This is a genomic window from Arcobacter sp. 15-2 (assembly GCF_047159865.1).
Taxonomy (GTDB): domain Bacteria; phylum Campylobacterota; class Campylobacteria; order Campylobacterales; family Arcobacteraceae; genus JAIOSF01.
In genome coordinates this window covers 755480-771453 of the sequence record NZ_AP038804.1, presented here as the reverse complement: position 1 = coordinate 771453, position 15974 = coordinate 755480, and the positions used below count along the sequence as shown (strand labels likewise).

Here is a 15974-nt window from a genome sequence, read left to right as displayed (position 1 = left end):
TTAACAAAATGCAATACAATTACTAAAATAAATAGTTTTTCACTATAATATCTTCTATAAAAGAATAAGTTTAGGAAATAGCATGGCTAAAAAAAAATCATCGATATTTGAGTGTCAACATTGTGGAGAACAAAGTGTAAAATGGCTAGGAAAATGTCCTAGTTGTGGTGGTTGGGATAGTTTTATAGAACTATCTAGTGAACAACAAGAAGTAGTAAAAAAAGTAGCCAAAGCATCAGCAGAAGCCTCAAAAGCGACACCTATAACACAAATTGAGCAAGATAATATTACGAGGTTTTCAACCCATAATGAAGAGTTTGATTTAGTTTTAGGGGGAGGGATAGTACCTGGGGGTTTAACTCTCATAGGTGGTAGTCCTGGTGTCGGAAAATCTACACTCCTTCTAAAAATTGCTGGAAACTTAGCTAAAAGTGGTAAAAAAGTACTCTATGTTTCAGGGGAAGAGAGTGCTGGTCAGATTAAAATGAGAGCTACTAGACTTAATGCAAATGAAGAAAAACTTTATTTACTTTCTGAGATTTCACTTGAAGCAATTCAAGATGAACTTTTAAGAGAAGACTATGAGATAGCTATTATTGATTCGATTCAAACTATATATAGTGACAAACTTACATCTGCACCAGGAAGTGTATCTCAAGTGCGAGAGATAACTTTTGAACTGATGAGAAAAGCAAAAGAATCAGATATTGCGATGTTTATCATTGGTCATATCACAAAAGATGGAAGCATTGCAGGTCCTAGGGTTCTAGAACATATGGTTGATACTGTATTGTATTTTGAAGGAGAGAGTTCAAAAGAGATACGGATGCTGCGTGGATTTAAAAATAGATTTGGAAGTACAAGTGAGATAGGAATCTTTGAAATGACACAGAATGGACTAGAAAGTGCCAAAGATATAAACAGACGATTTTTCGACTCCACAAAAAATCAAAGTGGAAGCTGTTTAACTGTAGCTGTTGAAGGAAGTCGAGCTTTAATACTTGAAGTGCAAGCCCTTGTAACAGAATCAACTTATCCAAATCCAAAAAGAAGTGCAACTGGGTTTGATACAAATAGATTAAATATGCTTTTAGCCCTTTTAGAGAAAAAACTAGATTTACCATTGAACTCTTATGATGTATTTATCAATATAAGTGGTGGTATCAAAGTAAAAGAGAGCTCTTGTGATTTGGCAGTTGTTGCTGCAATTATCAGTAGTTTTAGAAATCGTCCTATATCTAAAGAATCGGTTTTTATAGGTGAGGTAAGTTTAACAGGTGAGATAAAAGATGTGTATAGTATGGAAACTCGTTTAAAAGAGGTAAGTTCACAAGGTATCTCAAAAGCAATTATTGCTCAAAAACCAACTATAAAAACAAATCTTAAATGTTTTGAGGTAGATGAAGTGGTAAAAATGTTAGAACTATTTTAGTAGGTATTTAAGTTTACTTTAATTGACAAATTAAAAAAAATCATATACAATTCTAGCACTCAAAATAATTGAGTGCTAGAATAAATAACAAACTTGAGTAATATATACTCAAAAGAATAAAGGATATATTATGAATTTTCAACCATTAGGTGATAGAGTACTTTTAAAAGTACAAGAAGTAGAAACAAAAACAGCAAGTGGAATTATTATTCCAGATAATGCATCTCAAGAAAAACCAACAGTTGCAGAAGTAGTAGCGATTGGTTCAGAAGTAAAAGAGGTAGCAGTTGGAGATACAATTATATATACAAAGTTTGCAAGAAGTGCAACAGTGACAATAGATACAATAGAATATTTAGTAATGGAAACTAGTGAAATTTTAGGTAAATTTGAGGAGACAAAATAATGGCAAAAGAGATATTTTTTAGTGATGACGCAAGAAACAAACTATATAGCGGTGTAAAACAATTAGCTGATGCAGTTAAAGTTACAATGGGTCCAAGAGGAAGAAATGTATTATTACAAAAATCTTTTGGAAGTCCTACTATTACTAAAGATGGTGTTTCCGTTGCAAGAGAGATTGAATTAACTGATAGTTTAGAAAATATGGGAGCTCAACTAGTAAAAGAGGTTGCTTCAAAAACTAACGATGAAGCTGGTGACGGTACTACAACTGCTACAGTTTTAGCTGAGTCTATCTTTAGAGAAGGTTTAAGAAATGTAACAGCTGGGGCTAACCCTGTGCAACTTAAAAGAGGTATGGATAAAGCAAGTGCTTCAATTTTAGAAGAGCTAAAGGCTATGTCAAGAGTTGTAGATACAAAAGATCAAATTGCACAAGTTGCTACAATTTCTGCAAACTCTGATACTCAAATCGGTGATATGATTGCAGAAGCGATGGATAAAGTTGGTAAAGATGGTGTTATTACTGTTGAAGAAGCTAAAGGGATTGAAGATGAACTTGATGTAGTTGAGGGTATGCAGTTTGATAGAGGTTATTTATCTCCATATTTTGTAACAAATGTTGAAAAAATGACAGCAGAGATGGAAACTCCATTTATATTATTATGTGATAAAAAAATCTCTTCATTAAAAGAGTTATTACCAGTTCTTGAAGCAGTTAATCAAACTCAAAGAGCACTTTTAATTATCGCTGAAGATGTTGATGGTGAAGCATTATCAACACTTGTTGTAAATAGATTAAGAGGAAGTTTAAATATATCAGCTGTTAAAGCTCCAGGTTTTGGTGATAGAAGAAAAGCGATGTTACAAGATATTGCTGTTTTAACTGGAGCAACTGTTATCTCTGAGGAGATGGGTATGACTCTTGAAACTACTACTTTAGATATGTTAGGAACAGCTTCTAAAGTTGTTATAGATAAAGATAATACAACTATTGTAGACGGTTCAGGTGTGAAAGAGTTGGTTGATGCAAGAATTGGTCAAATCAGAAATGAGATTGAAAACACTTCAAGTGAATATGACAAAGAAAAAGCTCAAGAGAGACTTGCAAAACTTTCAGGTGGTGTTGCTGTTATTAAAGTTGGCGCTCCAACAGAAACAGAGATGAAAGAGAAAAAAGATAGAGTTGATGATGCCTTATCTGCAACAAGAGCTGCTGTTGAAGAGGGTATAGTTATAGGTGGTGGAGCTGCACTTATCAAAGCTGCTTTAAAAGTAAGTCATGATTTAGTTGGAGATGAGCAAATTGGTGCAGATATTATTATCCGTGCTGTAACAGCTCCTATGAAACAAATTGCTTCAAATGCTGGTTTTGATGCTGGTGTTGTTGTAAATGAAATTGCTAAAAATACAGATGCAAATATTGGATTTGATGCTGCAAGTGGACAATATGTAGATATGTTTGAAGCAGGTATTGTAGATCCAACTAAAGTGGAAAGAGTAGCAATGCAAAATGCTGTATCAGTAGCATCTCTACTTCTTACAACAGAAGCTACAGTGTCTGATGTACCAGCTGATAGTGTATCAGCTGCACCTATGCCAGATATGGGTGGAATGGGTGGTATGCCTGGTGGAATGGGAATGTAATTTCCCTTTTTTATACAAAACCCTTTTAAAAAAAAGGGTTTTGTACTTTTTAAATTCTTTATTGTGATATAATACCCTTAAAGGATTGATTATGTTTTATAAAATAGAAAAGAAACTTTTATTTATTATCAAATTTGCACCATCTTTGCTTATCATTCTTCTATCAATATTCACAACTTACTTTATCGAACAATCATATAATCAACAACTAAAAGATGAAATAAACTTTACTACAAATTTTTATATCAAATTGAATAACGAGCAACTTGAAGAAGATATTATAAAGGTTCAGGAATATATTGAAAATGAAGATAAAAATAGCCAAAAAAAATTGAAACTATATATTAAAGAAAGAGTATATGAAGCACATTCTATTGCAACAAAAATTTATGAGGATAATAAAAATACAAAATCAAAAGAGGAGATTTTTCAACTTATAAAAACAGCTTTAGGAAGTATTATATATAACGAAGGTCGAGGTTATTTTTTTATTGATGATATCAATGGATTTAATCTACTACAACCTTTAAATAAATCTTTAGAAAATACAGATTTATCTGAAACAAAAGATTTAAAAGGGTATCAATTTAAGAAAACAATTATGCAAACAATAAAAGATAAATCGGAGAGATTTGATACTTATTATTGGCCAAAAAATTCAGATGATAAAAAAGCTTACGAAAAAATTAGTTTCTATAAATATTTTGCACCTTATGATATTGCAATTGGAACAGGTGAATATATAATCGACTTTGAAAAAAGATTAAAAAATGAAGTTCTTGAATATATACACAACTTAAATAAAAGTTCAAAATCATATATCTTTATACTTCATAGTACTGGAGAGATGCTTCTTCATCAAAATGAACTTTTGATTGGTAAGAATACATTATCTAAAAGCTATATAGGAAATATAGAAAATAGCAAAAAATTCATTCAAATAGCACAAAAAGGTGGTGGTTTCGTATCATATACTAATTCAACATTAAAAGGTATCGATTCTTATAAAAAAACATCATATATAGGAACATATCAGCCATGGAAATGGACTATAGGGACTGGATATAGTAATCAAGCTTTAGAAAAAATTATAGCAAAAGTAAAATTGTCATTAGAAAAAAAACATGATGAAAGCTTCAAGGAGATACTTATAGCTAGTAGTATTATTACTGTTTTATTACTGATTGCTTCACTTGTACTTAGTAAATATTTAGAAACAATTTTTACAAATTATAAAGAACGAATAAAAGAGGAAGAGAAAGAGTTCCGCAATTTATTTGAATATATTACAATTGGATTATCAATATGTGATGTAAAAGGAAATTTTATAAATGTAAATTCTGCATTTCATGATATGTTAGGTTATAAAAATAAAGAAGAACTTTTAAAAAAATCATGGTACGATATTTCAAATGATGAGTTTATTAAAACTGAAGATAAAAGTTTTCAAGAGCTTATAGCTAAAAAGATTTCTACTTATACTATTGAAAAATCATATATTAAAGAAGATGGAACACATTTAGATGCTTTGATAACTGCAAATCTTTTAAGATATAAAGGTGAAGTTCATAATATACTATTTTCAATTATTGATATTACTGATATAAAAGCAAAAGATAAACTTTTTTTTCAACAATCAAAAATGGCATCTATGGGTGAGATGATAGCGAATATTGCTCATCAATGGAGACAACCATTAAGTTTAATTAGCACTGCATCTTCTGGTTTAAAGATACAAAAAGAGTATGATAATCTAGATGATGAAAGCTTTGAAAAATCATTAAGTGCCATTGTCAATGCTACAGAATATCTTTCTCAAACTATTGAAGATTTTAAAAATTTTTTTACCCCTAAAGAGGAAAAAGAATTTTTTAGTTTAAATACTTTGTATGAAAAAACAATGATGCTTGTTTCTGGAGAATTGATAGATAAAAAGATCAAAATAGTTCCAAATATTGAAGATATAGAATTGCACTCATATCAAAATGATCTTATTCAGATTCTAATCAATATCATCAATAATTCAAAGGATGCCTTTAAAGATAAAGAGGGAGATAAAGTGATTTTTATTGATGCCTCAGTAACATCGGAAAAGAATGTTATTCTTTGTATTCGAGATAATGCAGGTGGGATAGCTGAGGATATTTTACCAAAGATATTTGAACCATATTTTACAACAAAATATAAAAGTAACGGTACTGGAATAGGGTTGTATATGGTGATGGAAATTATTCAAAAACATATGAATGGCACTATCAAAGTTGAAAATAAGAGTTTTGAGTATCAAGGAAAATATTATAAAGGTACTGAATTTGTTATAAATATTCCATCTTTAGATTAAAGCAGATAAAGAGTTGATGATTTGTAATAAAATAGATACAATTGTAAAGAACATTATAGGTATATTTTAAAATACTTATTTTTGAAAAAATATCAGAAGGTATATAATGAGAAAACTTTTTTTATGTTTGTGTCCTGTTTTAATGTTTGGTTATACTATAGATTTTCAAAGATCTTTGGCAAAAACTATAGAACTAAATAAAGGGTTACAAGCTAAAAAATTATCAGTCGAGGATGCAAAACTTGATGTAGATATTGCAAAGGGTTACAACTACGGTAGTATAGTATTGAATGAAAATATTTCAAGAACAAATAATGCAGGCTATGTATTTGGGATGAAACTAAGTTCAAGAGAAGCAGACTTTGGTGCATTTGGTTTTAATGAGTTTTTGTCACAAATGAATGGATTACCAAATAATACAAACGAATTACTAAGTACTCAACCAAAAGACCTAAATCATCCAGAATCACGAACAAACTATGAAACAAAACTCAAATATGAAGTACCATTATATACAGGTTTCAAACTACAAAATGCTAAAAAAATGGCAAAACTCCAAATCTTAGCAAAAACAGCTCAGTATAATTACGACGAAAAAGCTTTAGGTCTTGAAGTGCTTCAAGCATACAATGGAGCAGTTGCTGCAAAAGAGTTTATAAAAGCTTCTCAAAAAGCAAAAAAAGCCACAGCATCTTTTGTGGAATATGCACATGAGTTATATAAAGAGGGGCTAGTAACCCAAATAGATGTAAAACAAGCAAAAGTTTATGATATGGGTGTTGATGCATCTATTATAGAATCTCAAAATAGATATGAATTAGCTTTAGCATATTTGCGTTTTTTAACTACAGATGAAAAAATAAGTGATGTAGGAAATTTTCATACCATACAAAATGAGATGATAAATATAGAACAACTTCAAAAAAAAGCACAAGAGAAAAGAGAAGATTTCACAGCTATGAAATACAATACCCAAACCATGAAAGCAAAAGTAGAGATGGAAAAAGCAGATTATTTTCCAACTATAGGAGCCCAAATAGAGTATGGATACAATGATGATCAGTTTAATAATATAGATAGCGAACATGATTATTATATGGGAGCTATTGGATTGTCGTATAATTTATTTGATGGATTTATTACAACATCAAAAAAAGAGAAAGCAAAAATTGAGTATAAAAAAACAAAATATTATTATGATTATATGAAAGATGGTATTAATCTTGAAGTGAAAAAAAATCTTCTTACATTAAGAGCAAAACAAAAAATACTGAAACAAAAAATAAAAGCAAATAACTTATCTGATGAAGTTTTGGAACAATCTCAAGAGTTATATAAAAACCATCTGATAAATATGAACAATTTACTGATGCAACAAGCAAATCAACAAAAAGCAAATGCAGAAATGATTTTAGCAAAATATGAAGCATCTTTAGCTGCTGGAAAATTAAAAGTATCATTAGGGGAAAGTTTAAAATGAAAAATATACTAAAAACAATGCTTGTTGTTTGTACACTTTATACAAATGTTTTATATGCAAAAAATATAGAATTAAGTGCAACTGTTATCTCTGATAATGAGAAATATATCACTAGTAGATTTATGGGATTTATCAAAACTGTAAATGTAGCAGAGGGAGATATTGTAAAAAAAGGACAAACTCTTTATGCAATAGATTCTACTGAGATTGATAGTAAAAAAAGACAAGCAACTTTAAGTGTTCAGATGTATGAAAATCAGTATGAAACTATGAATAGAAACTATGAAAGATACAAACGACTCTATACAAAAGGTTTAGTATCGAAGTTTGAGATGGAACAATTAGAACTAGGTACTACAAATCTAGCAAATATGGTAAAAATATCAAAACTTCAAGTACAAGAGGTGAAAAATCAATATAAGTACTTGACAATCAAAGCACCAAACGATGGAGTGATAGTTCAAAAAAGTATCAAAGCAGGGGAGATGGCAATACCTGGAATGCCAGCCCTTGTATTATCAGACCTGAGTAGTCTAAAAATAAAAACAGAAATAAGTGAAGGGGATTTAAAAAATATTTATATAGGGCAAAAAGCAAGTGTAAAAATTCCCTCTATGAATCTTACAACACAAGGAGAAATAGTTGCTATTATCCCTAGTTCGAACCCTATGACTCATTCGTTTACCATCAAACTTTCATTTCAAAAAAGTGAAAATATCTACCCTGGTATGTATGCAACTGTTTTGATACAAGCAAAATAAGAAGTAGACTATGAAAAATGAAAATATAGCAGGGAAACTTGCTCGAATCTTTATAGATCATCCACTTACACTTGTATTGGCTGTATTTATTTTACTTGTGGGATATATGGCACTGAACCTTACTCCACGAGAAGAAAATCCACAAATAAAAGTAGCTGGCGGTGCTGTCATTGTAGCTATGCCAGGGGTAAATGCACAAGAGATACAAAAAGTTATCATCGAACCTTTAGAGAGAAAAATCCGTGCTATTAAAGGGGTAGAAAATATATACTCAACTGCTAAAGAATCAGTAGGAATAGTACAAGTGCAATATTTTGTGGGGCAAGATAAAGCAGATGCCGATCTAAAACTTTATGATCAAATTATGAGAAATATGGACTATATGCCACAAGGTGCTATGCAACCTATTATTAAAACTATGGATATAGATACAGATATACCTGTTGCTACGATTGCCTTTTATGCTAAGGACGATACTCTCAGTCAAACAGAGTTGTATAAAAAAATAAGCAAACTCACCCATGAGCTTAATAAAATAGATAATGTTGCAGTTGTAGACTTAAAGGGTGAAAAAAAAGAGCAGTATAATGTAGAAGTAGATTTGGGAAAACTTTCAGGGTACCATCTCTCTCTTGGGCAAATTATGGAGTCGATTCAAGGGCTTTCTTTTGAACTTCCAGATACAAAAGGTGAAACCAAAACAAATGAGATAGTTATGTTTGGTATTCAAAGTGCAATAGAGAGTGCCGAAGATTTAAAAAATATAATAGTGGCTTCTTATATGCAAAGTGCGATTTATTTAAAAGATATAGCAACAGTAACCAAAAGCTATGATATACAAAATAAAAAAACAGCTTTGATATATGCAGATGAGTTAGATGCAATGGAACAAATAACTGTTACTATCTCAAAACTAAAAGGTGCAAATACTGTAGTGATTAACAATAAAATTTTTGAATATCTTGATTCTATAAAAGATGAACTTAGTAAACAAAATATCGGTTATATTATTACAAGAGATGATGGATATACCGCAAATCATGCAGTAAATGAATTAGTATTTCATCTGCTTATCTCTATTGTGATTATTGCTATTTTACTTGTATTTACTTTGGGATTTAAAGAGGCACTTATTGTTTCACTTACTGTTCCTATGATTTTGGCATTGACTTTATTTATAGGATTTTTATTAGGAGAAACAATTAACCGTATTACTCTTTTTGCACTTTTACTATCGTTGGGGCTTTTAGTTGATGCAGCTATTATCGTTATAGAAAATATACATAGACATCTACATGATGATGACAGTAAAAATAAAACTATCAAACAAATAGCAATAGAAGCTACAAATGAAATAGGAAATCCTACAAATATTGCAACGCTAGCAATTGTGATGACATTTATTCCTATGTTTTTTGTAGGTGGTATGATGGGACAGTTTATGCATCCTTTACCTGTGTTTGTTCCTATTGCACTTTTGATGTCTTTATTTGTAGCGTATATTTTTACACCTTATTTAGTACAAAAACTTTTAAAGAAGGAATCATAAAATGAGTAGTGGCAAAACAAATAAACTTGAAAATATGATTTATGATATTCTTCAAAGTAAAACAAAAAGAGTGATGGTTCTAATGATTACATTAGTTTTATTTCTATTGACAATATATATGATACCTTTGGAAATTGTAAAAGCTAAGATGCTACCTAGTAAAGATAGTGATACTTTTTCTATTTATGTCGACTTAACAGAGGGTTCATCTATAAAACAGACAAAAGAGGTAACAAGTTGTATAGCTAAAAGTTTACAAAAAGAGCAAAGTGTTACTTCTATCTCAGTATTTTTAGGGGAAGGGTTACCTTTGGATTTTGCTGGTATGGTAAAAGGAAGTGCTTTAAAAAGTGGTGAAAATATTGCTGAAATTATGGTAAATATTAAGCGAGCTAATTTAAGAGATGAACAAAGCTATAATCTTATCCATAGAATAAGACCAGATATTCAAAGCAAATGTAGCATCAATAATGCAAATATAAAGTTTATCGAACTTCCAGCAGGTCCTCCTGTGTTAGCTGATGTAGTTGCAGAAGTATATGGTGGTAAAAGTTTTCAAAGCAGACTAAAAGTATCACAAAAAATAGCTTCGGTGTTTCGTAAACAAAAAACTTTAGTCGATATTGATATTTTAGCAGATGAACCATATACTAAATATAGTTTAATTTTGAACAACAACAAAGTTCTAAGAAGTGAAGTGAGTTTAGAGCAGGTAAAAAAAATACTTTATTTAGCATTTGACGGGATGAATGTTGGTGTAGTAAATGATGCAGATGCCGAAAATCAAATACCTATTTTTTTAAGATTAGATGAGAGTAGACTTTTTGATGAGTTTGGTAAAGAGGCTGTTTTAGGAAAATTATCAAATCTAAAACTTATGAATAAAAAAGGTTTGATGATACCTTTGAGTGAATTTGTAACTATAAAAGAGGAACTTAAAAAGCCAACTCTTACTTCAAAAAATTTAAACTATATGATCAATGTAATTGCACAAACAGATATGGATAGTCAAATATATCCCTTACTGGATGCCAGAATACAAATATTAGAAGATTTTAAAGATAAATTTGAAGTAAGCAAAACAAAACTTTTAAACCTTTCTCTGAAAGATAGAAAAACAGGTGAGGTTTTTGATATAGTGTTTGATGGTGAACTTAAAGTTACAATTGATACTTTTATAGAGTTAGGGGCTGCTTTTATAGGAGCTTTGGTATTGATATTTTTATTGATGGTTGTATATTATAAAAACTTTATACTTGCAGGGGCTATAGTATTATCAAGCTTTGTTTCTATAATTGGTGTTATATTAGGGCATTTGATTATGGATATATTTACATTAAATACCTTTTATTTAACAGCCACTTCACTTATTGGATTTATTGCACTGATTGGGATCAACTCTAGAAATTCATTATTGATTATAGATTTTGCAAAACAACTTATACAAGAGAAAAGATTAGAAGCTACAAAAGCAGTAGCTATAGCAGCAGCTACACGATCTAAGCCAATATTGCTAACTGTTTTAGCAATTGTATTTGCTAGTAGTTTATTGGCTTCAGATGCGGTATTTGGAGGACTAGGTGTTGCGCTTATTGGAGGAACACTTATATCATATTTTGTGTCAATGTTTTTTGTACCAGTAGTTATAATAAACAGTTTGAAAAAATATCAAAAGAACGATGCGTTGCATTAGTTGTCAGTCTTTATCCTTTAGGATAATCTGTAAAAAATGTCAAAAAAGTTTTTTGACACCATCTTTTTATAAAAGAGAAATCGAAAAAGATTTCTTTGTTTATAGCTTTTATAAATTTGATGATGTGAAAGAGTTCATTAATTCAAAATATGAGTTTTATGGTGATCGTGTATTTTCTATATTAGCAAAACTTTCATTTGAAAAATTTGCCCAAAACTTTGAATATGGAGATTTGGTCTATGCTATACCAATAGATGATCATACAAGACATGAGTTTTCCCATACTGCAATTCTGGCAAGATATCTCAAATCGAAATATATAACTTGTGAGTTTAATGTTTTAAAAGCTCAGAATATAGTGAAATATGCTGGTAAAGATTTAGTGTTTAGACAAAATAATAAAAGAGGTTTTGTTTATAAAGGACAAAAGAAAATACAAGTTATTTTAATAGATGATGTTGTAACTACAGGGAGTACAATGCTTGAAGCAAAAGAAACTTTAGAAAATAATAATTGTGAAGTATTATTTGGACTAAGTATAAGTAATGCTAATATATAAATTTGAATATTTATAAGAAATGAGAATAAAAGTATCACTTCTATTCTCATAAAGTATCGGATCACTGATTAAGAACAGTGACCCCCACCACAGCAACCACTAGTTGCTAAGGGAGCTGTCATTGATATTTGAAAAGTGTTTCCATCTTCAACAAAAGAAAAACCATGTTTTCCACAAAATTTATCATTCATATGTTTTACCATCTCATTTGCTTTGATTAAAGCATCATCATTAGACTGGAAACTTGCATTATTTTCAAAACCACTTCTTCTGAAGCAACCACACTCTTTATCGACATTTATTGTATACATATTTAATCCTTATTATATAAAATCGAAATATATCTACATTAACTTTACAAACTATTAATAAATATAAGTTAATTAATTAAATTTACTTTTAAAGGTAACTAATGAAAGAGTATGTTAAAATCTCATCGAAATGTTTGTTAAATTGGAAAGGACAGTTTTGGTAGCAATAATTGATTATAATATGGGAAATTTAGCGAGTGTCTATAATGCTTGTAAACTTATAGGTGTGAAAGCTGATATCGTAAATGATCCATCAAAAATCAAAGAGTATGATAGAGTAATCTTACCAGGTGTTGGAGCATTTAAGGATGCAATGGAAAATCTAAAAAGTACAGGTATGTACAACGCAATATTAGAATTTTCACAAACAGGTAAACCTATGATTGGTATTTGTTTAGGGATGCAACTCTTATTTGAATCATCTGAAGAGTTTGGATTTACAGAAGGCTTAGGATTGATTCCTGGAAAAGTAATAGCCTTTGATAAATCTAAAATGGATATGGAGGATCATAAAGTGCCACATATGGGATGGAATAAAATATTTCATGAAAAATCTCCACTTTTTGATAATTTAGAAAATCCATATCTTTACTTTGTTCATTCTTATCATGTAGTTACAAAAAAAGAATATTCAATTGGAACAACACATTATGGTTATGATTTTACTAGTGCTGTACAAAAAGGCAATATATACGGGTTTCAACCACACCCGGAAAAATCACACGATAATGGTATACAAATTTTAAAGAATTTTATGAAGTTATAAAATTTTTAATATCAAGCATTTATAGAAAATAAGTTTTTTAAGGAAAAGAATTAATGGAGAAAGTTGTAATAATTGGGGGTGGATACGCAGGTATTTACGCTTTACGAGAATTAGTTAAAAATAGAGATATCAAAATAACTTTAATAGATAAGCATACTTATCACAATTTGCAGCCAGAGGTGTATGATTTGATTGCAAATAAGTCAAATATGGCAGATGTAACAATTGATTTGACTACATTGTGTATGGGTATGAATCATGATTATTTAGAGTTTAAAAATTTAAAAGTAAGAAATATTGATACTGAGAAAAAAAGAATTTTTACAGAAGAGAAAGAGACTGTAGATTTTGATTATCTCATTATGGCAGCTGGAACACGAACATTTTTCCCCTCTTCAATTAAAGGTTTGAATAACGCAGAAGATATCAAAAAACTTCATAGAGCTATATTTTTTAAACAAAGTTTTGAAAACCAACTTTTTGAAAAAATCTCTGATGAGGTAAAAAAATGTAACGATACACATATCGTAGTTGTAGGTGCTGGTTTATCTGGTGTTGAGATTGCGGCTGAGATGGCTTACAACTCAAACAAGTTTTTCAAAAGAGGAAATTTTGCATGTGATAATTTACAGATTTCTCTTATCAGTAGTTCTCCAACTATATTACCTGGTCTTCCAAAAGAAGTGATTAACATGTCACATAAACGATTAAAAGATTTAGGTATCAATGTAATCACTGGTTCAAAAATGGAATCATGTGACAAAGATTATATTTATCTTACAAATGGAACAAAAATTAGCCAGTCATTTATAGTTTTTGCAGGGGGAATAGAATCAAGTACAATTACAAGTGTTTTAGATGTAAATAAAAATGGTCGAGGACAAATTATTGTAAATGAGTATATGCAAACGGATAAATATGAAAATATTCTTGCTATAGGAGATATGGCAGAAGTGAGAGATAGAAAAGGTGAACTACTCCCTCCAAATGTAACTGTAGCTAGACATACAGGTACAAATGCAGGTATAAATATAAATCGAATGATCAAAGGTAAAAAACTTTTAGCTTGTGATCCTAAACTTGATGGTATTCTTATTGCTCTTGGTGGAAAGTATGCTGTTGGTAATTTGTATGGATTAGTAAATGTAAAAGGTCTGATTGCATACTATATTAAAAAATATGTATTTGACTCTTACCGAGCACCTCTTTTAAAACTTATTAAAAAAGGTTATGCTAGACTCAATAAATTAAAATAAGGTAAGACACTAACTAAAAGGAAACAAATTGGAAATATTACCAGCGATTGATTTAAAAGATGGAAAAGCTGTAAGACTTAGTAAAGGTCTTATGGAAAGTGCAAAAATATACAGTGATGAGCCTTGGCAAGTGGCTAAAAGATTTGAAGAACTTGGTTCTAAGTGGTTACATATCGTTGATTTAAATGGTGCTTTTGCAGGCGAACCAGCAAATTTAGAACAGATAAAAAAAATTAGGGAAAACTGTAATCTCAAAATCGAACTTGGTGGTGGTATCAGAGATGAAGAAACTATCAAAATGTATGTTGAACTTGGTGTTGATAGACTTATTTTAGGAAGTATTGCAGTTAAAGATCCACAGTTTGTAAAAGATATGGCTGCTAAGTATCCTATTGCAGTTGGTATTGATGCTATGAATGGTATGGTTGCCGTTGAAGGATGGGCAGAAGTTTCAACTATGAAAGCTACAGATTTAGCTAAAGAGTTTGCTGATGCTGGTGTTGATGCTATTATTTGTACAGATATTTCTAAAGATGGAATGCTTTGTGGTGTAAATGTTGAATGGACTGAAGAGATTGCATTAGCTTCAGGAGTGGATACTATTGCTTCTGGTGGAGTAAAAGATATCAACGATATTATCAACTGTAAAGAAAATGGTAATATTGCAGGTTGTATCGTAGGAAAAGCATTTTATGAAGGAACTCTTGATTTAGAAGAGGGATTCAAAGTTCTATAGTTTGACATCATTATAACAAAAAGCCTCATCATCTGATGGGGCTTTTTTTATGGTTTTGATTTTTTATACACTTAAACTATATTTAAAATATTTTTAGCTAAAATCCAGCTCCTTTAATCTAGTAATAACTATTATTAATGTGAAATTCACATGTAGCAATTCTATAAGAGTTGTATCAATTTGATTGATATGAAGGGCTACAGAGGTACAAACTCGAAAATTAATCTGGCAAAATTGCCAAAAAGAAGGACAAATTATGGTTACAATGAAAGACTTATTAGAATGTGGTGTTCACTTCGGTCACCAAACAAGAAGATGGAATCCAAAAATGAAAAAATTTATTTTTGGTGTAAGAAAAAATATTTATATTATTGATTTACAAAAAACACTTAGATACTTCAGATACACATATACTTTAGTAAGAGATGCTGCTGCTGAAGGTCAAACAATGATTTTTGTTGGTACAAAAAAACAAGCTACTCAAGCTATTAAAGATGCTGCTGAATCTTGTGGTATGCCATATGTTAATCACAGATGGTTAGGTGGAATGTTAACAAACTACCCAACAATGAAAAAATCAATCAGAAAATTAGAAATCATTAAAAAAATGAGAGAAGAAGGTCAACTTGATCTTATGACTAAAAAAGAAGCTTTAATGCTTACTAGAACAGAAACTAAGTTAGAAAATTACCTTGGTGGTATCAAAGATATGAAACAATTACCAGACATGATGTTTGTTATTGATGCTGTTAAAGAAAAAATTGCTATTTTAGAAGCTAGAAGACTAGGAATCAAAGTTTATGCTCCTTTAGATACTAACTGTGATCCAGATTTAGTAGATTTCCCAATTCCAGGAAATGATGATGCGATTAGATCTGTTCAATTATTTTGTACAGAGATGGCAGCAGCAATGAATGAAGGTAAAGCAGCTTTAGCAGAAGCGAATGGTAAAGAAGTTGAAGTTACTGATGCAGAGATTGCAGCTGTAACTGAAGAAGCAGCTGCGGAAGCTGAAGTAGTAACAGAAGAGGCAAAATAATT

Annotated in this window: 14 protein-coding genes; 13 read left to right on the top strand and 1 reads right to left on the bottom strand. The window is 30.3% G+C overall.

Going from position 1 to position 15974, the window contains the following annotated elements; translation table 11 throughout:
- The first annotated feature begins 82 nt into the window (after nt 1-82).
- From radA to ACMCMH_RS04120, 9 genes are all read left to right on the top strand, one after another.
- The gene (gene radA / locus ACMCMH_RS04160) at nt 83-1432 is read left to right on the top strand and encodes a DNA repair protein RadA (RefSeq protein ID WP_412727397.1); all 1350 of its coding nucleotides are present in this window, start codon (nt 83-85) and stop codon (nt 1430-1432) included.
- A gap of 130 nt (nt 1433-1562) precedes the next feature.
- Entirely contained in the window at nt 1563-1838 is a 276-nt protein-coding gene (locus ACMCMH_RS04155; protein ID WP_412727395.1) for a co-chaperone GroES, read from the top strand.
- Complete coding sequence (gene groL, locus ACMCMH_RS04150) at nt 1838-3481, top strand: chaperonin GroEL (RefSeq protein WP_412727393.1); 1644 nt, start codon at nt 1838-1840, stop codon at nt 3479-3481. The genes ACMCMH_RS04155 and groL overlap by 1 nt, the downstream gene beginning before the upstream one ends.
- A gap of 91 nt (nt 3482-3572) precedes the next feature.
- Nucleotides 3573-5822 (top strand): cache domain-containing protein, encoded by a 2250-nt coding sequence (locus ACMCMH_RS04145; protein ID WP_412727391.1) that lies wholly within the window; start codon nt 3573-3575, stop codon nt 5820-5822.
- Nucleotides 5823-5928: 106 nt separating this feature from the next.
- Nucleotides 5929-7302 (top strand): TolC family protein, encoded by a 1374-nt coding sequence (locus ACMCMH_RS04140; RefSeq protein ID WP_412727389.1) that lies wholly within the window; start codon nt 5929-5931, stop codon nt 7300-7302.
- Nucleotides 7299-8063: an efflux RND transporter periplasmic adaptor subunit gene (locus tag ACMCMH_RS04135; protein ID WP_412727387.1), complete on the top strand. Its 765-nt coding sequence runs from the start codon at nt 7299-7301 to the stop codon at nt 8061-8063. Before ACMCMH_RS04140 ends, ACMCMH_RS04135 begins: the two co-directional genes overlap by 4 nt.
- A 10-nt stretch (nt 8064-8073) precedes the next feature.
- A complete protein-coding gene (locus ACMCMH_RS04130; RefSeq protein ID WP_412727385.1) occupies nt 8074-9612 on the top strand; it encodes an efflux RND transporter permease subunit in 1539 nt (512 codons plus the stop codon).
- A gap of 1 nt (nt 9613) precedes the next feature.
- Complete coding sequence (locus ACMCMH_RS04125) at nt 9614-11305, top strand: efflux RND transporter permease subunit (protein ID WP_412727383.1); 1692 nt, start codon at nt 9614-9616, stop codon at nt 11303-11305.
- A gap of 52 nt (nt 11306-11357) precedes the next feature.
- Nucleotides 11358-11864 carry a ComF family protein gene (locus ACMCMH_RS04120; RefSeq protein WP_412727381.1) on the top strand — a complete coding sequence of 169 codons (507 nt, stop codon included), beginning with the start codon at nt 11358-11360 and terminating at the stop codon, nt 11862-11864.
- 68 nt (nt 11865-11932) lie between these two features.
- On the opposite strand, the gene ACMCMH_RS04115 is transcribed toward ACMCMH_RS04120, so the two are convergent.
- Nucleotides 11933-12175 (bottom strand): hypothetical protein, encoded by a 243-nt coding sequence (locus ACMCMH_RS04115; protein ID WP_412727379.1) that lies wholly within the window; start codon nt 12173-12175, stop codon nt 11933-11935.
- A 157-nt stretch (nt 12176-12332) separates the two neighbouring features.
- Here ACMCMH_RS04115 and hisH point away from each other — a divergent pair, with 157 nt between their 5' ends.
- The 4 genes from hisH (at nt 12333) to rpsB (ending at nt 15972) form a co-directional block, all read left to right on the top strand.
- Nucleotides 12333-12941: an imidazole glycerol phosphate synthase subunit HisH gene (gene hisH, locus ACMCMH_RS04110; protein ID WP_412727377.1), complete on the top strand. Its 609-nt coding sequence runs from the start codon at nt 12333-12335 to the stop codon at nt 12939-12941.
- Nucleotides 12942-12994: 53 nt separating this feature from the next.
- Nucleotides 12995-14197: an NAD(P)/FAD-dependent oxidoreductase gene (locus ACMCMH_RS04105; RefSeq protein WP_412727375.1), complete on the top strand. Its 1203-nt coding sequence runs from the start codon at nt 12995-12997 to the stop codon at nt 14195-14197.
- Between the two features lie 28 nt (nt 14198-14225).
- Nucleotides 14226-14933: a 1-(5-phosphoribosyl)-5-[(5-phosphoribosylamino)methylideneamino]imidazole-4-carboxamide isomerase gene (hisA, locus tag ACMCMH_RS04100; protein WP_412727373.1), complete on the top strand. Its 708-nt coding sequence runs from the start codon at nt 14226-14228 to the stop codon at nt 14931-14933.
- Nucleotides 14934-15189: 256 nt separating this feature from the next.
- Nucleotides 15190-15972: a 30S ribosomal protein S2 gene (rpsB, locus tag ACMCMH_RS04095; protein WP_412727371.1), complete on the top strand. Its 783-nt coding sequence runs from the start codon at nt 15190-15192 to the stop codon at nt 15970-15972.
- Nucleotides 15973-15974: the final 2 nt, after the last annotated feature.

Coding starts and splice junctions, on each gene's coding strand:
- radA (WP_412727397.1), top strand. CDS start 83: ATGGCTAAAAAAAAATCATCGATATTTGAGTGTCAACATTGTGGAGAA.
- ACMCMH_RS04155 (WP_412727395.1), top strand. CDS start 1,563: ATGAATTTTCAACCATTAGGTGATAGAGTACTTTTAAAAGTACAAGAA.
- groL (WP_412727393.1), top strand. CDS start 1,838: ATGGCAAAAGAGATATTTTTTAGTGATGACGCAAGAAACAAACTATAT.
- ACMCMH_RS04145 (WP_412727391.1), top strand. CDS start 3,573: ATGTTTTATAAAATAGAAAAGAAACTTTTATTTATTATCAAATTTGCA.
- ACMCMH_RS04140 (WP_412727389.1), top strand. CDS start 5,929: ATGAGAAAACTTTTTTTATGTTTGTGTCCTGTTTTAATGTTTGGTTAT.
- ACMCMH_RS04135 (WP_412727387.1), top strand. CDS start 7,299: ATGAAAAATATACTAAAAACAATGCTTGTTGTTTGTACACTTTATACA.
- ACMCMH_RS04130 (WP_412727385.1), top strand. CDS start 8,074: ATGAAAAATGAAAATATAGCAGGGAAACTTGCTCGAATCTTTATAGAT.
- ACMCMH_RS04125 (WP_412727383.1), top strand. CDS start 9,614: ATGAGTAGTGGCAAAACAAATAAACTTGAAAATATGATTTATGATATT.
- ACMCMH_RS04115 (WP_412727379.1), bottom strand. CDS start 12,175: ATGTATACAATAAATGTCGATAAAGAGTGTGGTTGCTTCAGAAGAAGT.
- ACMCMH_RS04105 (WP_412727375.1), top strand. CDS start 12,995: ATGGAGAAAGTTGTAATAATTGGGGGTGGATACGCAGGTATTTACGCT.
- rpsB (WP_412727371.1), top strand. CDS start 15,190: ATGGTTACAATGAAAGACTTATTAGAATGTGGTGTTCACTTCGGTCAC.